Genomic DNA, 22,180 nt, shown 5'->3' with positions numbered 1-22,180 from the left:
CCATTAATTCTTTTTAAGGTTGATGGAAACTGCTAAGCGTCCATTGGCTTTTTGTTTCCCTAGGAAATGCTCAAAGGCATTATCCTGAAATGCCGAAAAGTTTTGATAACCCAATACTATGGCTTTGGCTGCCTTATAATTTATGAGATTAAGAACATAGGGGTTTCCAAAAACGTATAAAATAACATTCTTGATATCTAGTAAGGCCTCAAGCTGTTCCAGTTCGTCGGTCTTAAGATCAAAATTATTTTGAGGTTTTACTTTGGGGGGATACAGGGCTATTAACACATTGTCATTGTTTTGAAATCCTTCACTGGAGATTTTGGAGGCGGCTTCCAAAAAGGTTCTATTGGGCGACTCCCCTAGAGAAAGACAAGTGAAGCCTTCTTGCTTAAATTCCTTAATGATGTCGTTGTTGCCCGTAAATAAAGTAAGGCTCTCCTTGGCCAACTGTTTGTTTAATATAGAGGCTTCCTCTTGGTCTATGCTTTGTTGCGGAAGGGAGGCAAAGGCTTGTTCCTTTAACTTCCATATCCGTTTAAATCGTTCCTCGATGTCAAGGGGATTCGCATTACTCAAGATTGTTTCTATGCCTTCTGCCGTGTGTTCTGCAAAACAAATTATATCGTTGCCGGCATCAAAAGCCCGCCATTCGAGTTCTCCTTTTGCAGGAAACATTTTGCTAACGCTATGCATGTTTAAAGCATCGGAGATGACCACACCATCAAAATTTAGCTCCTGGCGCAACAGTCCTTTAATTATCGTTTTGGAAATAGTGGCCGGAGTGCCCTCTCCGTTATCCAAAGAGGGAACGGATAAATGTCCTACCATTACACTGTCCACTCCTTTTTTTATGATTTCTCTAAATGGATATAGTTCGTTGTCCAGTAAGACTTCCTTGGACTTTTCTATTAGTGGCAAGCCCAGGTGGGAATCAGTTGCGGTATCCCCGTGTCCTGGAAAATGTTTGATACAACTTAAGATACCTTCACTTTCAGTACCCTTGATAAAGGCAATGGCTTTTTCTGTAACATTTAATTTATCCTCGCCAAAGGAGCGGTATCCAATTACCGGATTATTGGGATTGTTGTTGATGTCTACCACGGGCGCCAAATTCCAATGTATACCAGCTGCCTTGCAGTCACGGGCTATTTGTTGGCCCACCTGAAAAATTAGGTCGTCATTATCTTGAATGGCCCCTAGCGTTATGGCATAAGGATATTGTGGTGTATTTTCTATGCGCATTGCCAATCCCCATTCGGCATCTATACTTATTAGCAATGGATTTTTTGCTGCTTTTTGATAGCGTTGTATCAGGGTTTTAAGGGTTATTAGGCTTTGCTCGTTGTATACTATTTTCTTTTTGCCCTCGAAATTAGTGGCAGCACTGGCTCTACTATGAAAAAAACAGAGTCCGCCCACATGTTGTTTGGCAATAAGGTTTTCCAATTCCTGAATCTCTTCTTCAGTATCATTGATGAAGGCGGCGGGCATAAATAATTGGCCAAGCTTTTCCCTTAGGGATAGATTGTTTGTAACTGTGTTGTATGAATCTATTTTAAATGACATCGGTATTCGTCTTTTTGCCGTAATCGGCTGGGTATTTAATAAATCTTAAAAGAAAAAGGGCTGGTAGGGCAGCAATAACCACCCAAACAAAAAAACCTCCATATCCAAGCCATTCTTGAATATAGCCGCTAATCATTCCGGGCAGCATCATACCCAAGGCCATAAAACCAGTAGCAATGGCGTAGTGCGAGGTTTTTGAAATCCCCTCAGCAATATAGATAAGGAAGATTAAAAAGGCAGCAAATCCAAATCCATAGCCAAACTGTTCCAGTACCACCGTCGCAACCACGGCTACAATACTGGTAGTTTTGGTCAGTGCAAGAATTGCGTACATGGCATTGGGCACATTCAATGACAGGACCATGGGTAGCATCCATTTTTTAAGTCCATCTTTGGAAATCAAGATACCTCCTAGGATACCTCCCAAGGATAACATAATAACTCCCACCGTTCCATAAATGGTCCCCACTGCCTCGGTGGAATATTCCAATCCACCAGCTGAGGTTTTGTCCAACAAAAAGGGAGCTGACATTTTCACCAATTGGGATTCTCCTAAGCGATAACTCAAAATAAATGCCAAAGCGATTCCAATATTGGGTTTCTTAAAAAATGAAATAAAGACCTCCAAAAATCCCTCTGGCTTTTCTTGAACAATGGCTTCGGAAGTTTCATATTTTGGTGTAACAAAAAAGTTTGCTATGGTCAATGTCAACATTAAAATTGCGGCTGCGATCATGGTAACGGACCAAGCTTTGGTGTTGTCCCCATAATAGTTTTCCAAGAATCCGGCCAGGATAACAATGAGTCCCTGACCAGTAATCATGGCCAGCCTATAAAAGGTACTTCGCATACCTACAAAGAAGGCTTGTTTCTTCTCGGTAAGTCCCAGCATATAATATCCATCAGAGGCAATATCGTTGGTTGCGGAAGCAAATGCCGCCATCCAAAAACACGCCAAAGTAGTGGTAAAAAAAACGGTGGTGGGTAAGGTTAAACCCACACCTAAAATGGCCAACGAAATAATTAATTGCATGTACAAAAACCAATTTCTTTTGGTCCCGTTTAAATCCACAAACGGGCTCCATAAGGGTTTTAGAACCCATGGAAGGTATAACCAGCTCGTATATAAACCGATATCTGAGTTGCTGATACCCAGTTTTTTATACATTATTACCGAAACGGTTACTACAAGTACGTAAGGAATGCCTTGAGTAAAGTATAAAACAGGAACCCATGCCCATGCTCCCTTGTCTTTTTGAATCATTTCATTCAATTTTGTTGTTCAAATATTAATCTTTATTTTCTTAAAAATGGAGAAAGAAAAATGTCTTTATCCACTAATTTATTCTAATGATTTCAGGTTTACTTTCCTGCCCAAAATTATTTATAAATGTTAAAGCTATATGTTTTTTTCCTTGAAGTAGCAAGGTGTTAAAATTAAAATTTTCAGAGTCCGTTAGTGGTATTTTTGCCACTAATTGATCGGTGTTTTCCAGGTCTAATTTGGATTCTTTTTTGGCGACATACACCAATGCGTATCTTAAATTTATTTCCTGATCTGGTATGATTTTAAATTTTAAAGTCCCATTTTTTTCTTCGAACCGGGTAGGTATTTTTAGGTTGCCAAATGTATTTTTTTGGAGAGGTGAAATAGGGGGTAAGGCCAAATTGTGGTAGTATTTTTTTCTTAATATTTTCAGTACATCCTCCTTATCGGACATCAGGGATTTGGCACTAAAAAATACATTGCCCATTACAACTTTATCTTCCCTTGCGAATTTTAATTGTTCAGGAAGTTCCTTTTTATTGTCCCAAGCTTTGTCACTATTGTTTCTTATTTTGTACGGTCCATTGCCAATATATAGGTTGGTGTTCCCGCTATTTTTGGACCACCAGTCCACTATCTTCCGATGGGATGCCACGGGAAGATCCATGCTCCAATAAACTTGGGGAACCAAATAATCGATCCAACCTTTTTCCATCCATAACAATGGGTCCGCATATAGATCTTCATAAGTGGTCTGCCCCGCTTTGGTGTCCGATCCACGTGGGTCGGTCGAGTTGTTTTTCCACACTCCAAAGGGACTAATGCCGAACTGTACCCAAGGCTTTTTGCTTTTTATGGTTTCATGTGCATTCTTTACGAGACTGTCTATATTGCTCCTGCGCCAGTCCTCTAATGTCTGTTGGGGTAGGGCATGTTTGGAATAGGCAACGGAATCTTCAAAAATTTCGTCAGCAATCTTATAGGGGTAAAAATAATCATCAAAATGAATGGCGTCTACATCATAGTTGTCAACAACTTCTCCTATAATATTGGTCAAATGCTGTTGCACTTCTGGCAAGCCAGGGTTGTAGTAATATTTTTTTCCATATTTCAACATCCAGTCGGGATGTAGATTATAGTCATGGTCCTTGCTTAAAATTTCCAATTTTTGGTCAAAAGTGGCTCGGTAGGGGTTAAGCCAAGCGTGGAATTCCATTCCTCTGGAATGCGCTTGCTCTATCATCCATTGTAAAGGGTCGTAATAAGGTTTTGGGGCTACACCCTCATTGCCTGTAAGGAACCGCGACCATGGCGCATATTGTGAAGGATAAAAGGCATCCCCTGCAGCTCTAATTTGAACAATTACTGCGTTAAAATTTAAATCCTTGTAAAAATCCAGGATTTTGAGATAGTCCTGTTTTTGTTTTTCAATGCTGTCAAGACTATTTTTTGGCCAGTCTATATTGACCACGGTAGCTATCCAAACCCCTCTAAACTCATGTTTAGGTGTGGGTATGGACGATTTGAACACGGAGCATGAGGTAAGTGTTAAAATGATTAAAAAGGCAATTCTTTTAAGCATATGCAATTGAGTATTTAAACAAAAGGCCTAGCATTTAATCATAAATGTAGGCCTTTTGTAAACTATAACAATATTTCCATTAAATTGATGGGTCGGCAGGGGTATTGCTGTTATTGTCCCTTTCTGTGTTGGGGTAAGGATAGAAGTTTCTATTCCTTTCATCAGTAAATACCTTGGCACTAGTACTGGGTTCAGGACGTCCAAACCTTCTACTGTCCTCCAGGCTAGTTCCAGTTAAGAACAACTCCAACCTGCGGTTAAGGTATACCTCGTCCAATAGTGCATCAACAGACAAATCACCAGAATATGCAGAAATATTGGCATTTACGCCAAAGACATCATCATTGTCTGTTCTAACATTGTTTATAGCTGTTACGGCTGCAGAAATATCAGCTGAATTTTTCCTAAGATTGGCCTCTGCAATAATGAGGTTCATCTCGTCCGTCAGGTATACTGGGATCGATTCTGTGCCACTTTCTTCGTCAAAGAATCCAGCAAGGTCTTCAATAGGCAATTGATTTATGTTCAATTCATCCAAGGGAACCAAGTAGAAATCTACTCGCCCGTCGGCAGGGTCAATTGTAAAAGAATTGGGCAGTCCAAAATTATCCCTTGGTTTAAAATTGGGAACACCGTTTTGAAAAACTCTGCTCCATACTGGATTTAGATTTTGCGAATCATAGGTAAAGACCGATGTAGCAGTTAGATCTACTGAAGTGGCGGCTGTTATTGCCGCATCATAATTCCCCGCAAATAGATTATACCTTGCAGACATAGCCTGTAGGGTATTTTCCAAATCTATGTTTCCTCTCAATATCTCAGAACTGAACTCATCGGATATTGGATTGGACGAAATTAAGTTCTGAGCTTCATTGATAAGGGCAACTGCAGTATTGAATGCTTCTGTCCTGGATACGAATGTTGCATCCCCATCTTGACTAATATTAACAATGGCTTGCTCGTAATTTTGAGCCATACTACCAATCGCCATTGCCTTAAACAAATTGGCGTAAGCTACCAAACCACTTTTGGTGCCTTCGTTTATATTTAAATCAGGTGCGTTTTTGGCGATATCCTCGGAAATAGACATAACCCGAAGCATGGTGGACCAAAGCCCGACTATGTTGGAGGTAGAATTAGGAATGTCTCCACCATCTTCAAGATCGATCATATTCTGAAAGGTAGTGGTAATACCTGCCTCCCTTGTAGTGACCGCGGGTGTTTCCACAATCCATCTTAAACCTGTTGTTGAATACAATTGTTGCATTCCTATGGTAGCTGCCAGAATACCTTCCCTAGAAGAAAAAACCTGATCGTCCGTAGCGGCGTTAGGGTTGTCAAAATCGGTTTCGCAAGATGATATCGCAACCACGGTCATCAGTAATGTAATAGCCTTTGTTTTAAAATTTATATATTTTTTCATCGTTGTTTTTTTAAGTTTAGAAACTAACATTTACTCCAAATTGATAGGTTTTTGGGATAGGAACAGTGGCGAAATCAAATCCTCTAACTCCGTTGCTCTGTCCGGCAGCACTTACTTCTGGATCCCATCCTGAGTAATTGTCCCATGAAACAAGGTTCCTACCTACCAAGCTCAGTTCTATATTGTCTATGAAATCCCATTTTGGTGTCAGGTTATAGCTAAGACTTACTTCCCTTAACTTAACGAATGATCCGTCTTCTACAAATTCTTCAAAGATATTGGCTTGAGCCCCACCATAACCTTTGGGAAGATTGCCCAACAATTCTTGACCTACATTATAACCACCGCCAAATAATACATTATCCAATAATCTACGGTTCCAGTTGAACACTTCATAGCCTTGTACGGCATCAAATTGAACTCTTAAAGAAAAATCCTTATAGGAGATTTCGTTGATCAGGGAACCAAACCAATCTGGATTTGGGTCACCAAGTACTTTTGAAGATTCACCATCTTCTGTAGTCCCTCTAAACGGGTAGCCATCTGCATCCAAAGCAATAGTACCATCTTCATTTCTCGCATAAAATTGTCTGTAAAAAACACCTAATGGCTCACCTTCAATAACATAATTGGTAGAGAAACTTCCATCAAGGGTAAGTCGTCCTCCTCCAGCTACATTGGTAACTTCATTTTTATTTTTAGAGAAAGAAGCTGTTACGTCCCATGTAAAATTTTCATTTTTCACTGGTGCAGCCCTAAGTAGAAATTCAACACCTTTGTTCTCAAGGTTACCAACGTTTTCGAATCTTGAGCTATACCCACTTGATGGTGCCAGAACTCTTGGCAGCAAAAGATCCGTTACTTTTTGATGATAATAGGAGAATTCCAAGCCCAATCTATTGTTAAGAAAACCGGCGTCAAAACCTAATTCAATTTCATCCTGTCTTTCGGGTTTTAAGTTTTCATTTCCTTGAGCGGTCGAAGGTATAAGGCTTACTGCCCCACCTATAGCTGATGGGTTGTAAACTGAAAACCTATCAAATGCTCCCAATGCTGTAAGGTTACCCGCCTGTCCCCATGAAGTCCTTAGTTTAAAGGAGTTAAAGGAGTCGGAAAAAGCTTCTTTCCAAAATTCCTCATCTGACATAACGTAGGAGGCACTTGCTTTGAAATAAAGCTGATTGCGTTCATCCTTACCAAAGGTTGAAGCCCCGTCCATTCTTACAGCCCCGTTTATATAAATTTTGTCCATGAAGGAAAAAGACTGTTGTAGAAATGCGCCCCAGTATGAAATCTGAGACCTTGATTCACCTTGTTCCAATAAACTACCTCCTGTTGCAGTCTGCACTACGGGTGGAAGTCCAGTTGCGCTAATGCCAACTCTGTCTCTTTCTTCATATTGCCACGAACCTCCGGCAGTGGTAATTGAGTTTACACTTTCCGAAATATCGGTCCTGTAAGTAACATTTAGGTCGCTATTATACTGAAAACTGTTTAAATCCGATCTTCTAGCAAATCCATCAGGTAAGGTTGAAGTGTTGTTGATGGGTATAAAGGCAAAAGCAGATTGGTTGTAATAATCCATCCCTAAGGTGTATTTTGCGGAAAGGTGTTCATTAAACTTACTATCCAAGGCAATACTAGTGATGAAGCGATTTGTTTTTTGTCCAAAATCAAATCTGTCCACAGCTTCCAATGGGTTGGTTCTGGCCACTAATGGAGAAGTTACAGGGTAAACTCCTGATGCATCAGGGGTTGGGTCTATAGAGTTATCACTGAACAAAAATCCTGTAATTGCTCCATAGGCAGAATTGATTCCTCCATTGGGAACATCGTTACTGATACTTCTTACATAGTTAAATCCTCCGGTGATATCCAACCAATCAAATGCTTTTTGAGTAATGTTTGCTTTAAATCCGTATCGTTTAAAGTCCGTATTGTTTACAATTCCCTCATTATCCAAATGTGAGGCCGAAAGAAAATAGGAAGTTTTTTCGGTTCCTCCGTTTACAGAAAAGTAATTCTCCAATCCAAAACCGGTGTCGAATATGACATCTTGTAAATCATAGCGCTCCACAGCAACAGTCGCCAAATTGTTTCTGTCGGTGGCAACTTCCCAGGCTAATGGAACTGTATTGTAATCGATTTTTTTTCTAAGCTCGTTAAGCCTTATGTTAGTCATAAATGTAAACTTAGGTTCTCCGCTCTTTCCTTTTTTAGTAAAAATTTGCACGACCCCGTTGCTGGCCCTTGACCCGTATATCGCTGCTGCAGCTGCACCCTTGATAATTTCTATTTTTTCGATATCATTAGGGTTTAGGTCAGCCAATCTATTCTGAGAATTTCCTCCCAAATCTATTAGTTCATTACTAGAGTTGCTGATGATAATACCATCCACAATGTAAAGTGGGTCAGAACTACCGGCAATGGTACTAGGACCTCTAAGTCTAATGCTAATACCTCCTGCGGGATCACCTGAATTCTGCTGCACCAAGGCCCCGGAAACTTTACCGGCAATGGCCTGGTCTACCTGCGTAGCACCGTTATTGGTCAAATCTTCCGATTTTACAGAGGATATGGCATTTCCCAGTGACCTTTTATTCGCTCCGGAACCTGTACCTGTTACAACAACTTCGTCCAAGCTCAGAAGGTCTTCCGCTAAAAGAATATCCTTAGTAATATCTCCAGCTGAACCGCTTATAGTAGTTTTTTGAGTGCTAAACCCAAGATAGCTGGCGATCAAAACATAATCCTTGTTTTCTAGAGTCGCCTTAAAGCTGTAATTGCCATCAAAATCTGAAACCGCTCCGAAAGAGGAGTTTTCAATAAATACCGAAGCGCCAGCTATTGGTATTCCAGATCCCCTTTCTGTAATGTTTCCACTAATTGTAATTGGGGATTGCTGCCCAAATACGTTTGTACTCATTACCAGCAAGAGCCATAAAAATAATTGGCTTGGCAATTTTCCCCTAATTGTTTGAAATTTTTTCATCGACTTTTGGAGTTAATTTTTAGTAAAGTAAATTAGAAATAGTAAAATTGATAATTTCAAAAATATGCAAAAAACTGCAAAAGTTGCAATTATTTGCAATATATTGCAGTAATTTAAATAAATATTGGCCATATAAGGCTTGTTTGCAGTATTTTGCTGATATTGTGTAAATATTATATTGACAATTTTATGTTGAAAGCCGAGAGACAACAGGTAATCTTGAATGAGGTTAGAATCCATAATAGGGTTTTGTTTACGGATATTGCCGAGCTTTTAAGTGTATCTGTAGATACCATACGCCGGGATATAACGGAGCTAAGTGTTGCCAAGAAATTAAAGAAGGTACACGGAGGTGCCATTTCATTGGGGTTTAACAATTACCAACTTGAAAATCAAGAGATTTATGCACTGGAAAATAAGTCACGGATTGCCAGAAAGGCAATAACTTTAATAAAGAGTGGCCAGGTTATACTAATAAGTGGAGGAACTACCAATATGGAAATTGCAAGAATGATTCCTCCCAATTTGAAAATTACATGTTTTACTCCCAGCTTACCTGTTGCAGTTCAATTAATGTCCAAAGCAGAAGTGGATGTGATATTGATAGGGGGAAAATTGTCGAAAGATTCACAAATCGCCATTGGCGGTTGCGCCATTAATATGTTGAATGATATTAAGGTTGATATCTGTTTTTTAGGAATAAACTCTATCGATGTGAATAATGGTTTAACCGACTTTGATTGGGACATTGTGCAAATAAAAAAGGCTATGATACAGGCTTCCAAAAAAATAGTTGCTCCTTCAATTTCGGAGAAGTTGAATTCCACGCAGCGCTTCAAAATATGTGACCTGGACAAAATAGATGTTTTAATAACAGAACTGGAACCAGAGGATGATAAATTAAGCGCCTTTAGGGAAGTAAATTTAAAATTACTTTAAAAACCTATTTTATATCAAAAGACTACAGCTATGTTAGAATTGTCCGTTTTCCTTAAATGTATTACCACTGTTGAAGGAATGTTAAAAATTAAAATTTCCTAAGTTTGCCATTATTCTAAAAAGTATTCTTTGTTTTGTGAAACAGAATTTATTGCGATTTAAAAATTTCTAAAGAAAAGCAAAACTGAATTGGGATTGAGAACTGAGTACGTTGAGTTGAATAACCCAATTTTAATCTAAAGCCTGTTAATAACCTTTTAAAGACCAAATACCATCCATAAACTATGCAAGATTATAAAAAGATAACCGAATTGCCATCAAATTATACAGACCTGGAATTGATGGATACCAATACCATCCTTACTAATATGAATAAGGAGGATCAATTAATTGCGGATGCAGTAGCCCTGGTCATTCCAGAGGTGACTAAATTGGTGGATGCTTTGAAAGAAAGGTTCGATAAGGGTGGCAGGCTATTTTATATTGGAGCTGGAACCAGTGGCCGGTTAGGTATTTTGGATGCTTCAGAAATACCGCCCACTTTTGGTTTGTCTCACGATCATGTCATAGGATTGATCGCTGGTGGAGATATAGCAATCAGAAAGGCTGTTGAAAATGCCGAGGATGACACTGCACAGGCTTGGAAGGATTTGGAGGCTTTTGATATTACAAAAAACGATACCGTAGTTGGTATAGCTGCATCTGGAACAACGCCTTATGTAATTGGTGGGGTAAAAGAAGCTGCCGCACATGGATTGTTAACGGCATGTATTACCAACAATCCTGGTTCTCCCTTAACGCAGGCCGTGGAGATTCCTATAGCCGTAAATGTAGGCCCGGAATTTCTTACGGGAAGCACGAGGATGAAAAGCGGAACTTCACAAAAATTGGTCCTTAATATGATATCCACCGCTCTAATGATAAGAATTGGCAGGGTAAAAGGTAATAAAATGGTGAATATGCAGCTTACCAATGAAAAATTGGTGGATCGCGGAACCCGATATTTGGTAGAAGAACTGAAAATTGATTATACCGAGGCAGAAAAATTATTGAAGAAATACGGTTCGGTTAAAAATGCAATAGATGCCCGAAAAGCTTAGAGTTATTCTTTGGTTATGGCAGCAACTTCATCTGGAGTAACCATTTTTGAACTTTTATTGCCCCAAGAGTTAAGGATATAATTCATTACATCGGCTATTTCGTCGTCATAGAGTCCCATAGACGCCATAGTGTTGTTGTAGGTAACTCCATTGACTATGATTTCCCCCTGCTGGCCATATTTTATGCCCCGAATACTTTCAACTCTTTTCTTTAACAAATAATCAGATTTGGCTAAGGGAGGGAAGGTTTTTTCAACACCCTCTCCATTAGTCATATGACATGTAACGCAAAAGTCAGTATAGATGTCCTTGCCTCGGTTAATACTTTCTTCCAGTTCTTTGTCTTGGAATATAAATATAGACAATAAGAGAATGGATGAAATATAAGTTAACAGCAAAAGCTTCATATTTTACTTTTTTTAGATGTTTATGGTAAGGAATATGGATATTTATTTTTTAGGTATCAATTTATATATTCCTTTACCTTCCACCGCCACATAAATATAACCGTCCGGAGCTTGTCTTACATCGCGAACACGTCCTATCTCGGGCATCAGTTTTTCTCGGTAAACAACCTTATTGCCCTTGAGTTCCAATCGCTCCAAATATTGAAATTTTAAAGAACCTATCAATAAATTGCCTTTCCAATCCGGATATTTGTCAGAAGTTACAAAAGCCATTCCACTGGGTGCTATGGATGGTACCCAGTAATGTATTGGTTGCTCCATACCTTCCATTTCGGTCTTGTCCGTAATTGGGGTACCACTATAATTGATACCATAAGTGATTACTGGCCAACCATAATTCTTTCCTTTTTCAATAATGTTTATTTCATCACCTCCCTGTGGGCCATGTTCGTTATCCCAAATTTCACCGGTCATAGGGTTTTTAACTAAACCTTGTGGATTTCTATGTCCATAACTATATATGGCAGTTTTTGCACCGTCGGTGTTTACAAAAGGGTTGTCTGATGGAATACTCCCGTCTGCATTTATACGGTATATTTTTCCGCCATCCCTGGTAATATCTTGCGGGTTAACGTCCCTTTCTCCACGTTCCCCTATGGAAAAGAATAAATAGCCCTTGTCATCAAAAGCAATCCGAGAACCAAAGTGATTGCCACCTGTAGTGTTAGGAGTCGCTTTATACAGCAACTGGATATCCGTAAGGCTGTTGTTGTTTAGTTTTGCCCTGATAATGGCCGTATTTCCGCCCTTATCATCACCGTCCTCAGAAGCATAAGATATATAGATCCATCCATTAGTGGTGTAATCGGGATGTAAAACTACATCCAGAAGTCCACCTTGGCCTCTGTTATACACAGCCGGGGAATTATTAACTATATTTTTTTTGCCATCCTTGAAATGGATTAATTGACCTGCCTTTTCGGTGATGAGCATACTGCCATCCGGAAGGAAGGTAAATCCCCATGGAGTTTGCAGTTCATCGATTATTAGTTCAGCAGTAAAAGGCGGATTGTCGGATGTATTTACCTCATTTTCAGTTTGTTGTGCGCATGATAAATTTAGCGACAATAAGGCGACGAATATAATTGGGATACTATTTTTCATAATTCAACGTTAAATAATTAATAATGTAGCTAAGAACGCTAAAGATAAATATAAAATATAAGTTTAAACTATTACACTAAAAATATACTTTGATTTCCCCAAGTCCGAATATATTTTGTAAAACCTACTTAACCTATGCTCCCAAAAAAACCAAGGCATGTATATTATGCCCTACTTTTGATAGCCCTAAGCATTGTGTTTAGTGTATCGAAGGCAAACCCAATAGTTTACGAGTTTATTGCTGATGTTGGTTCTGCGGTTGAAAATATAACTTCGACCGAATTACTTGATCTTCAGGCCAAAGAAAGTAACCTACTGGATAACGTTCCCACTAATATTTTAGAAGAGGTTAAAGTTGATGCCGTTTCCAGTCCAATGATGTTCGCTACGATCATCAATGGGGCCAATGAAGAGGTAACATGTACCAATGATGGTAGTACCTTGGCCAAGTTTTTCCTTTGCGGAACAGGCGATGATAGAACTATTTCGGTTAGTGGATCTGGCACTATAACTTGGCAGAAGCTTTCTGCAAGCTGTCCGTTTGTGGGGACAGACACATGTCCTGTGAAGGATAATAGTTGTTATGGACCGGCGGTAACAAGTGCAACTTATTTTCTTGACGCCAGTGATCCCTCCGTTGCGGGGGAATATCGCGTTAGGGTAGGGTCTGGGGCCTTTTATTATTTTAGGGTTTCTTCAAATCCATTGAATCCACAGCTTAGTACCCAGAATATTATTTGTGGTAACCCGGGAAGGGTAGAGGTTACCAATGTTCCTTCAGGGTATGAATACAGTCTTAATTCCGCGGCAGGACCCTATCAGGACAACCCGTATTTTGATATATTCACTCCCGGTAATTATCAAGTATATACCAGATTAAAGAATGCCTCCCCTAGTGCCTGTGTTTTTCCATCGCAAACTGTAACCATAAGTGAGGTTGATATGACTGTGGTGGTTTCCAAGGTAGATATCACCTGTAGCGGGGACAAGGGTAGTATTAGCATTAACATTTCTGGAGTACCCGGATTTTATAGTTATAGGTTAATTAGGAATGGAGTTACCATGAACACCTATGGTCCCAATGGTTCAAATACCCATACCTTTAACAATCTTGGAGCTGGTACCTATTCGGTATCGGTTCAGGCTGGTAGTAGTTGTACACAAACTATTAGTACCATTAATGGGAATCCTATTACTATAGGAGCTGGACTTGTTCCTGTAGATGCTACGGCATTTGCGACCGATAGTTTTGGTTGCGGGGCCACTTCTGTGGATATTACCATAGATGCCAGCGGGGGTACGGGTCCATATCAATATAACGTAAATGGAGGGGCCTTCGGGGGGAGTTTCGCAAATTCCACCACGCATACGGTGAGTAGTCCTGGTACCTATAATATAGTGGTAAGGGATGCCAATGGATGTACTAAAAATGCGGCGGTAGATGTTGAGAATATTCCACCTCCAGTGTATAATATTAGCACGGTTGATGCTAATTGTGGGGGTTCTAATAACGGAAGTATTACGGTTAATGTAACCAATAGTAATGGTTACAACTTGGAATACAGTATTAATAATGGTAGTACTTTTCAGAACAGTAATGTTTTTTCCAATTTAGCACCAGGTAATTACGATGTGGCAATTAGATATCAACAGGACACCTTTTCTTGTACCACTCCAGCGGTCAGTAGATCAATAGGTACCCCATCCACTATTTTAGGAAATGCCAACGCTACTCAGACCCCAAGTTGCTTAAACGAAAGTGGGGGCCAGATTACCTTTTCAGGAGTTAGTGGTGGTGTAGGTCCATACGAATATAGTATTGGGTCCGGTTTCATTCTTAACAATACCGTGTTTAACGGTATTTCTGCAGGAACCTATTCTCCGCAAATACGTGATGCCAACGGCTGTGTTACCACCTTACCAGCTATTGTGTTTAATCCATTGAACAAACCAACAGATATCGATTTTACGGTATCAAGTATAGATTGTGCAACCGGTACAGCTTCCGTTTCCTTGGTGGTAACTGGTGGAGCGGCCATAAGTACTTATGAAATAATAGCACCTAGCAGCGTTAATAATGGGGGTTCCAACACTTTTACGGGCTTGGGTCTTGGTAGTTATACCTTTAGGGTTACCGATTCTGCTGGCTGTAGCTATACAGAAAGTTTTGCCATAACCGATATTAGCTCCATTGGAGTTACCAGCCAGTTACTCACTAATGTAACTTGTTTTGGCGATAGCGATGGGGCAGGCCGCTTTATCGTTGACGGATTTAGTGGTACTTATAGGTATCAGATTGATGCGAATCCAGTGGTTACGGGCCAAACTTCCAATATTGTTGCTGTAGCTGGATTAGCTGCAGGTTCCTATACCATTACGGTTACGGATGAAGATACCAATTGTGTTGACACAGCTACCTTGACCATTGCTGAACCGGTAACTTCATTATCCATAGCTCCTATCTGGACAGATATGAGTTGTCAGAATAACAATAGAGGTGCTGTAAATGGGAATGCTTCCGGTGGATGGGATAGTTATAAATATACCTTAACCAGACCCAATGGAAGTACTGTAGGACCAAGGACCAATCCAAATTTCACTGGTTTAACAGATGATTCTGGAGCATACACTATTATGGTAGAAGACGGTGGCGGCTGTACTGCTTCCGCAAGTTATACGTTTACAGCTTTAACGGCTCCAACTTTGGTATTGGATACCGCGGCCTCCGATTTCTGTTTTGATAGTTCCAATGCCACTACCATGGTAGTCAATGCCAGTGGGGGAGATGGGAATTATGAATATCGAATAGATAATGGTGCTTGGGTAGCCGGAGGAGCCAGTGCTACCTTTGGTGGTCTTAATCCCGGCAACCACACGGTTCAGGTTAGGGATGGCAATAACTGTATAGATGATATAGTTAGGAACATAAGGGCACAGACAACCTCCACTGTTAGTATACAAAAAGAACTTACCTGTAGCTTGGTGCCGGGTGCAGGAGATGCGGATATTCGAGTTAATATTGGTAATGGGAACCCACCTTACGCCAATTATGCTGTTGATTTTAATGGAGGAGGATATGGACCAACTACGCCTATAGCCGGTAGTAGTTTTGTCTATACCACTCCAAATCCTGGTACTTATCAGTTTCAGATTACGGACGGAAATGGTTGTGTTGTGGAAACCAACGTGGTTACTATTAGTGCGACCGACCCCATCGTAGCCTCGGCAGATGTTACGGACCCGCGTTGTGGAGACCCCAATACCGGAGTAGTGCGCTTGGTACCGGATACTACAGTAGGAGTAGCACCTTATGCTTATAGTATAGATGGTTCTACTTATACAAGTCAAGCCGTATACGGGAATCTTCCTCCTGGGAATTACACTTATTATGTTAGGGATAGCAGAGGTTGTTCTGTTGATGTTGATTTTACGGTAGGTCCACCAGCAGCAGGTGTGGATGCCACGGTTGTACCAAATGATGCTACTTGTGCCGCGGGCGTTGTTACTGGAAGCATTGATGTAACAGGAAATACCAATGGTGTTGCTCCTTATACATATACTTTATTGGATGTAAACGGAAACGTGGTTGGTCCGGTTGTAAATACTGCTAGTGATACCCATAGTTTCACCAATTTACCAGAAGGAGAATACACGGTAATTACAAGGGATGTATCCGGTTGTGAAGATAGGGATGCGATTACCTTGAGCCATACAGGGTTGACTATAGCGCCTGTGCCACCACCAGTACCGGCAAGCTGTGATCCAAGTGCGGATGGATTTACCTATACCGTTAACATTGCAGGTGGTTCGGGCGAATATGATATAAGGGTGTTGGGGGACCCATCAGGCTATTTTAGTATGGCATCTGGGGCAACTTCCCATACCTTTAGTAATGCGACAAATGGAATTATTTACGGAGTAGCCTATACGGTTGAAGTTAGGGATAGGGTAACTGGTTGTATTTATCAACAGGAAATACCCCCTGTTAGTGATGCCAGCAATCCTTTGGCGGCAACAGCTTCTGGGACTTCAGCATCATGTGACGTAGCGGGTAACGGAATATTTGATTACGAGGTTGAAGGATATACTGGTACGCAGTTAGAGATTTCGGTATTTAATGTGACTACAGGAGCCATTGTTTCCCCTGCTACCACAATTACGGTACCGCTTTATGTGGCTACACCATATGCTGGACAAATAACAAATTTGCCTCCTGGCAACTATCGTGTCTTAATAGAGGATGTGCCGACGGGTTGTACTACAAGTGCCCAAGCTATTATTAGCCAGGATATCCCAAGTGTTAGTATTGATAGTAATACCAATGCCAATTGTAATGATCCAGACGGACATTTAGTGGTTCGTGGTGTAGGTGGCACAGGACCTTACCAATTTTCTGTGGTTCCTACCACAACTCCAGTCGGAGCTTATTCAGCAACAACCGACTATGATTTGGCACCTGGGGATTACGATGTTTATGTACAGGATGCCAGTAGTTGTAGTTCTTTAAGTACAGTAACTATTTCAGAAGATCCAGGAGTTGCAGTACCAACTATTGATGTTACCAATCAATGTTTTGTGGTTGCCTCTTATAATGTTGAGGTTACGAGCCCAGTAAACAGTGGACCTGCCCCAGAGACGACTTTTCAATACGATATGGGCAGTGGATTTCAGGATAGTCCCCTTTTCACTGTTCCCAATCCGGGTACTTATACCATGACGGTTAGGGATGGTAATGGGTGTACTGAAACCAATACTTTTGAAGTGTTTGATTTCTTTTCTATAACTGCCAGTGCCACGGCGGAGCCGTCCTGTAACAATTCCGATGGTACCATTTCGGTGGTAACTTCTGGAGGTAGTGGGGATTTTGATTATGTTTTGGATGATGGAGCCGGTTTCGTGGTGAGTCAATCGGATGATCCAGTTTTTACTGCTTTACCTCCAGGTAATTACACCATAACCGTTACGGATAGAAGCTCGAATACGACACCGTTGTGTGAGGATACTGCCGTAGTAGAAATTATTTCGGTAGACCAACCTATAATAGATACCGTAATTGAGGAAGATATTTCTTGTTTTGGAAGTGTCGATGGCAGTATAACGGTGGATTTGATCGATGCTACCGCTACTGACGGACCATTTGTATATAACTTATATGATAGTGGCAACAATTTGATTGTGAGTCAGGCCGATGCTATTTTCGAAAATCTAACTGCCGATACCTATCAGGTTGAGGTTGTGTCTAGCAGAAACTGTGTATCACCTCGTGTACCTGCTACTATAGCCGAACCTACGGAACTAATTGGAGCGGCCAGTGCCCCTCCCTTTACATGTAACCCTGCCAGCAATACCTTTAATACTTCAATAATTACGGCGTATGCTGATACCAACCTTGATGGTACTGGTACGATGACAGGTACAGGACCCTATACTTATAGTATCAATGATGGAACAGCCGTGTTTGATGGAACCAATTTCCAGAGCAGTAATACCTTTGAGGTTATAGATAATGGTAGCCCACAGACTATAATCGTCACCATTCGGGATAATAATGGGTGTGAAGTTACGGATACGGTCAATTTAACACCTCCATCAGGATTAACCTTTAGTTTTAATGAACTTACTCCCATTACTTGCGATGCTTCTGGATCTGGTGTAATGGCCAGTACAGTGGAAATCATTATTAATCAAGGGCCGGGAGATTATGGAGTGGAAATATTGCCTTTGGGAACACAGCCCGAACGTCTTACCAGTGGATCTGATAGGCTTATTTGGGATTTGGACACCCCTGGGGATTATATTTTTGCGGTTAGGGATATTGCCAATGGCGGATGTTTATATGTTACACCTACTTATAATGTACCCGATTATAATCTTATTGAGGCGGTTATTAACGAGGTGAAGCCGGTAACCTGTTTTAATGGAACTGATGGCGAGATAAGTATAGCAGTCAATAATTATACTGGTGTCTATAATTACGAAGTATTTTCCCGTGATGCCGCCGGAGTAGAGACGAGTACTGGGGTAACCGGTAGTTTTGATACGGCCAACCCTATTAATAGCCCTGAAATAATAACCGGAGTACCAGCGGGCAACCTGTTGGTGCGCGTAGAAGCAGTGGATAGTCCATTTTGTGATACTGTTAGTAATACAACTACGGTGCATGGACCGGATAGACCCTTGGATCCAACACCAGCTCAAACTGCGGATGTAACCTGTTTTATTCCAGGAAGGGGTGAGATTACGGTTTCCGGTGATGGTGGCTGGGGAGGCTATGAATACCAATTGGAGTTGGAAACTGCACCTGGAGTCTACCTTATGATTGCACCTTTTTCCACAAATAATGTGTTCAGTGATTTAATAAGTGGCACCTATCAGGTAAGTATAAGCGATGCCGGTGGGTGTGTGGTAATGGAAGATTTTACCATTAGTCCACCAGTACCCATTGCGGCGGACATTAGAATAGTACAGCCTTTACTTTGTCCAGGATCGAATGACGGAATAATTGAAGCCTATAATGTAACGGGCGGTCAAGATACCAATGGTGATGGAGAGGAATATTTGTTCCAATTGAATAGGTTGGATACATTAGGTAATATTTTGAATACAAGTGGATTGCAAGAATCTGCGGTGTTCCCTAACTTACCTACAGGAAATTATACTATAGTGGTCTATGACGGTTGGGGATGTAGTTTTACCACGCTTCCTATATTTATCCAAGACCCACTTCCGGTGGATGCCGACTTATTGGAAACATTGGCGCCTGGTTGTGGGGACGAAGGTAGAATGGAGCTTACCATTGTTAATCCTATACCGGGAATGGAGTATTTTTATCGCAGGTCTGGTACCGCTGATCCCTTTGTTTCATTCGGCGGGATAGGTATTATTACCGTTGAAATCATTATACCGGATGTTAATGTTAATCCAGGTCCTTATCAGTTCGATGTACAGAATGGAAATGGATGTCCTGAGCAGAAGTCCAACGAGATTAACCTCGACCCAGCTTTACCGCTGGTTATAGCTTTGGATTTGGTAGATGCCAATATTAAATGTGCGGGTCAGCCTACTGGTATTGTTCGATCCGAGGCATTTGGAGGGGTCGGGAATTACATATATACCCTGGTAAATAATATTTTGGATAGTGGAGTACCTGGCGTACCAAGATTTCCTCTTATCACGGATATAGTTAGAGGGCCTCAAAATTCAGGTATTTTTAGGGATTTGCCTCCAGGTTCATATTACGTTTTTGCTGCTAGTCAAGGGTGTATAGCTATTTCTGGGGAAATTTTAATTACACCAAAAGACCCATTGGTATTGGATCGTTTAGAATCGGTTCCAGTAAGTTGTTATGGGGATGTAAATGGTCAGGTTATAATTGAAGCCAGTGGCGGAACGGGAAAAATTAGATTCTCTATTTCCGATACCCTAAGTGAATTTTTTGAGGGTGAAGATCCATTGAATCCAAATTCTTTCACCTTTACAGATTTGCCACCTGGGACCTACGAGATAATAGTTCAGGACGAATTGGGATGTAATATATTACAGGAAGTGACCATATTGGAACCGGAAGAATTGGTTGTAGCCAATGTGGATACAAGCCCGGAAACCTGTATTAATGCTTCCGATGGTTCGGCACAGCTAACCATGATGGGAGGAACGCCATTTTTGGATACCTTAAGTGGAGTAGAGTATTACGAGACCAAAATTATTGGACCAAACTCTGTTGGAGATGAAGTTTTTGTTAGAAATGATTCCTTGTTTTTCGATAATTTAATGGGCGGTGAGACCTATGTAGTGTTCATTCAGGATGCCATGGGTTGTGAGGCAAACGTAGTGGTTCCGATCATGATCGGTGTCGACCTAAGTTCTGAGCCGATGGTGGAATACGGTTGTGAGGGGATATTCCCCAATAGCACGGTCACCATTCGTATGACGGATGCTAGTTTAATGCCAAGATTATTATTTTCATTGGACGTTGACGATATGACCATGGCTAATACACAAACTGTTTTTGGTGATTTGAGCGCAGGCGACCATACTGTTTATATCTACCATGAAAATGGATGTGCAACGACTGTTGACTTCACAGTGGAGGCCTATGAGCCCTTGACCTTGACCGCAATAAAAACTGGTCCCAATGAGGTAACGGCCACAGCCACAGGAGGCTATGGTGGTTATGAGTATTTTTTCCAAGGGGATTCCTACGGAACAGTAAATGTGTTTTTATCCAATCAAGATACCAATGTTACTGTAAGAGTGGTAGATCAAATGGGGTGCGAGGCAAGCATTACCATACCGTTTAAGTTCACTGGTATGTTGGAGGTTCCTAATTTCTTTACGCCCAATGGGGATAATATGAATGATGAATGGTATCCGGGAAACAGGGATTATTTTCCGAATTTAGAAGTTAAGATCTATGACCGTTATGGTAGAGTAGTGGCGATTCTGAACCAAGTATCCGGATGGGATGGTAATTATGAGGGCAAGGCAGTTCCTTCAGGGGACTATTGGTATGAGGTGAATGCCAATGATCAAGATAAACAGCAATTTTTTGGGCATTTTACGCTCTATAGATAGAAGTAATATTACCTGTATTTTTCCATGAAAAGGGCACTGAGATTTTTAGTGTCCTTTTTTATGCCCTATAACTTTTTATTTAGAAGGATTATGCTATATTTGCAGTCCGAAAAAACAGCTATATTTTTCATTTTAAGTTGTTTTTAGGAGAGTACTTTTTCGTTTATATTTTATATAGCGAGAAACGTTCAAGATATTACGTAGGTCAGACTTCGGATATTATAAAAAGATTGAAAAGACATAACCTGGGGATTGTTCCTTCTACCAAGAGTGGAGCCCCTTGGAAATTAGTTTTGCAACTGGAAGTATTTTCTCTCTAGGAAGCCTTAATTTTGGAGCGACGTATAAAGAAAAGAGGAGCAAAACGTTTTATAGATGACCATTTCGGGGTTTACCACGCCGATGTCGTGGCAGGTCTCGCCCGGCTTGCGAAGCCAAAGGCATTGTTATCGCGCCGCGTTTGGGACGCGGAGGTCGTCACGCTTTGGGCGTGACCACCCTAAGAAAGATAGTGTATGTTCGTTTATATTTTATATAGCGAGAAACGTTCAAGATATTACGTAGGTCAGACTTCGGATATTATAAAAAGATTGAAGAGACATAACCTGGGGATTGTTCCTTCTACCAAGAGTGGAGCCCCTTGGAAATTAGTTTTGCAACTGGAAGTATTTTCTCTCTCGGAAGCCTTAATTTTGGAGCGACGTATAAAGAAAAGAGGAGCAAAACGTTTTATAGATGACCATTTCGGGGTGTACCACGCCGATGGCGTGGCAGGTCTCGCCCGGCTTGCGAAGCCAAAGGCCTTGTTATCGCGCCGCGTTTGGGACGCGGAGGTCGTCACGCTTTGGGCGTGACCACCCTAAGAAAGATAGTGTATGTTCGTTTATATTTTATATAGCGAGAAACGTTCAAGATATTACGTAGGTCAAACTTCGGATATTATAAAAAGATTGAAGAGACATAACCTGGGGATTGTTCCTTCTACCAAGAGTGGAGCCCCTTGGAAATTAGTTTTGCAACTGGAAGTATTTTCTCGCTCGGAAGCCTTAATTTTGGAGCGACGTATAAAGAAAAGAGGAGCAAAACGTTTTATAGATGACCATTTCGGGGTGTACCACGCCGATGGCGTGGCAGGTCTCGCCCGGCTTGCGAAGCCAAAGGCC

Annotated in this window: 13 protein-coding genes; 6 read left to right on the top strand and 7 right to left on the bottom strand. The window is 41.0% G+C overall.

What is annotated here, in order from left to right:
- Positions 1 to 3: 3 nt before the first annotated feature.
- The 5 genes from H4O18_RS13205 to H4O18_RS13185 form a co-directional block, all read right to left on the bottom strand.
- Complete coding sequence (locus H4O18_RS13205; RefSeq protein ID WP_187585349.1) at positions 4 to 1,569, bottom strand: glycoside hydrolase family 3 protein; 1,566 nt, start codon at positions 1,567 to 1,569, stop codon at positions 4 to 6.
- Positions 1,559 to 2,833: an MFS transporter gene (locus tag H4O18_RS13200; RefSeq protein WP_187585347.1), complete on the bottom strand. Its 1,275-nt coding sequence runs from the start codon at positions 2,831 to 2,833 to the stop codon at positions 1,559 to 1,561. The genes H4O18_RS13205 and H4O18_RS13200 overlap by 11 nt, the downstream gene beginning before the upstream one ends.
- Positions 2,834 to 2,906: 73 nt before the next feature.
- The gene (locus H4O18_RS13195) at positions 2,907 to 4,418 is read right to left on the bottom strand and encodes a glycoside hydrolase family 10-like protein (protein ID WP_187585345.1); all 1,512 of its coding nucleotides are present in this window, start codon (positions 4,416 to 4,418) and stop codon (positions 2,907 to 2,909) included.
- Between the two features lie 79 nt (positions 4,419 to 4,497).
- Complete coding sequence (locus H4O18_RS13190) at positions 4,498 to 5,841, bottom strand: RagB/SusD family nutrient uptake outer membrane protein (protein ID WP_187585343.1); 1,344 nt, start codon at positions 5,839 to 5,841, stop codon at positions 4,498 to 4,500.
- 16 nt (positions 5,842 to 5,857) lie between these two features.
- Positions 5,858 to 8,833, bottom strand: coding sequence for a SusC/RagA family TonB-linked outer membrane protein (locus H4O18_RS13185; RefSeq protein WP_187585341.1), 2,976 nt, complete (start codon positions 8,831 to 8,833; stop codon positions 5,858 to 5,860).
- A 189-nt stretch (positions 8,834 to 9,022) separates the two neighbouring features.
- Between H4O18_RS13185 and H4O18_RS13180 the strand changes: the two genes are divergently transcribed.
- Together H4O18_RS13180 and H4O18_RS13175 are read left to right on the top strand one after the other, a co-directional pair.
- A complete protein-coding gene (locus tag H4O18_RS13180) occupies positions 9,023 to 9,772 on the top strand; it encodes a DeoR/GlpR family DNA-binding transcription regulator (protein ID WP_187585339.1) in 750 nt (249 codons plus the stop codon).
- A gap of 284 nt (positions 9,773 to 10,056) precedes the next feature.
- Positions 10,057 to 10,872: an N-acetylmuramic acid 6-phosphate etherase gene (locus H4O18_RS13175; protein WP_187585337.1), complete on the top strand. Its 816-nt coding sequence runs from the start codon at positions 10,057 to 10,059 to the stop codon at positions 10,870 to 10,872.
- A gap of 2 nt (positions 10,873 to 10,874) precedes the next feature.
- Here H4O18_RS13175 and H4O18_RS13170 read toward each other — a convergent pair whose 3' ends face one another.
- Positions 10,875 to 11,279 (bottom strand): c-type cytochrome, encoded by a 405-nt coding sequence (locus H4O18_RS13170; protein ID WP_187585335.1) that lies wholly within the window; start codon positions 11,277 to 11,279, stop codon positions 10,875 to 10,877.
- Positions 11,280 to 11,321: 42 nt separating this feature from the next.
- Positions 11,322 to 12,443: a PQQ-dependent sugar dehydrogenase gene (locus H4O18_RS13165; RefSeq protein WP_187585333.1), complete on the bottom strand. Its 1,122-nt coding sequence runs from the start codon at positions 12,441 to 12,443 to the stop codon at positions 11,322 to 11,324.
- 135 nt (positions 12,444 to 12,578) lie between these two features.
- Between H4O18_RS13165 and H4O18_RS13160 the strand changes: the two genes are divergently transcribed.
- From H4O18_RS13160 to H4O18_RS13145, 4 genes are all read left to right on the top strand, one after another.
- Positions 12,579 to 21,017 carry a T9SS type B sorting domain-containing protein gene (locus H4O18_RS13160; protein WP_187585331.1) on the top strand — a complete coding sequence of 2,813 codons (8,439 nt, stop codon included), beginning with the start codon at positions 12,579 to 12,581 and terminating at the stop codon, positions 21,015 to 21,017.
- Between the two features lie 137 nt (positions 21,018 to 21,154).
- Complete coding sequence (locus tag H4O18_RS22595) at positions 21,155 to 21,337, top strand: GIY-YIG nuclease family protein (protein WP_222942412.1); 183 nt, start codon at positions 21,155 to 21,157, stop codon at positions 21,335 to 21,337.
- 195 nt (positions 21,338 to 21,532) lie between these two features.
- Positions 21,533 to 21,871 carry a GIY-YIG nuclease family protein gene (locus H4O18_RS13150; protein WP_187585329.1) on the top strand — a complete coding sequence of 113 codons (339 nt, stop codon included), beginning with the start codon at positions 21,533 to 21,535 and terminating at the stop codon, positions 21,869 to 21,871.
- A gap of 21 nt (positions 21,872 to 21,892) precedes the next feature.
- Positions 21,893 to 22,180: GIY-YIG nuclease family protein (locus tag H4O18_RS13145; RefSeq protein ID WP_187585327.1), on the top strand; the 288-nt coding region annotated here is incomplete at its 3' end.

This window comes from Arenibacter arenosicollis (genome assembly GCF_014397245.1).
Lineage (GTDB): Bacteria > Bacteroidota > Bacteroidia > Flavobacteriales > Flavobacteriaceae > Arenibacter > Arenibacter arenosicollis.
Note: the sequence above shows the minus strand (reverse complement) of the source record. Positions and strands in the feature narration are given on the sequence as shown.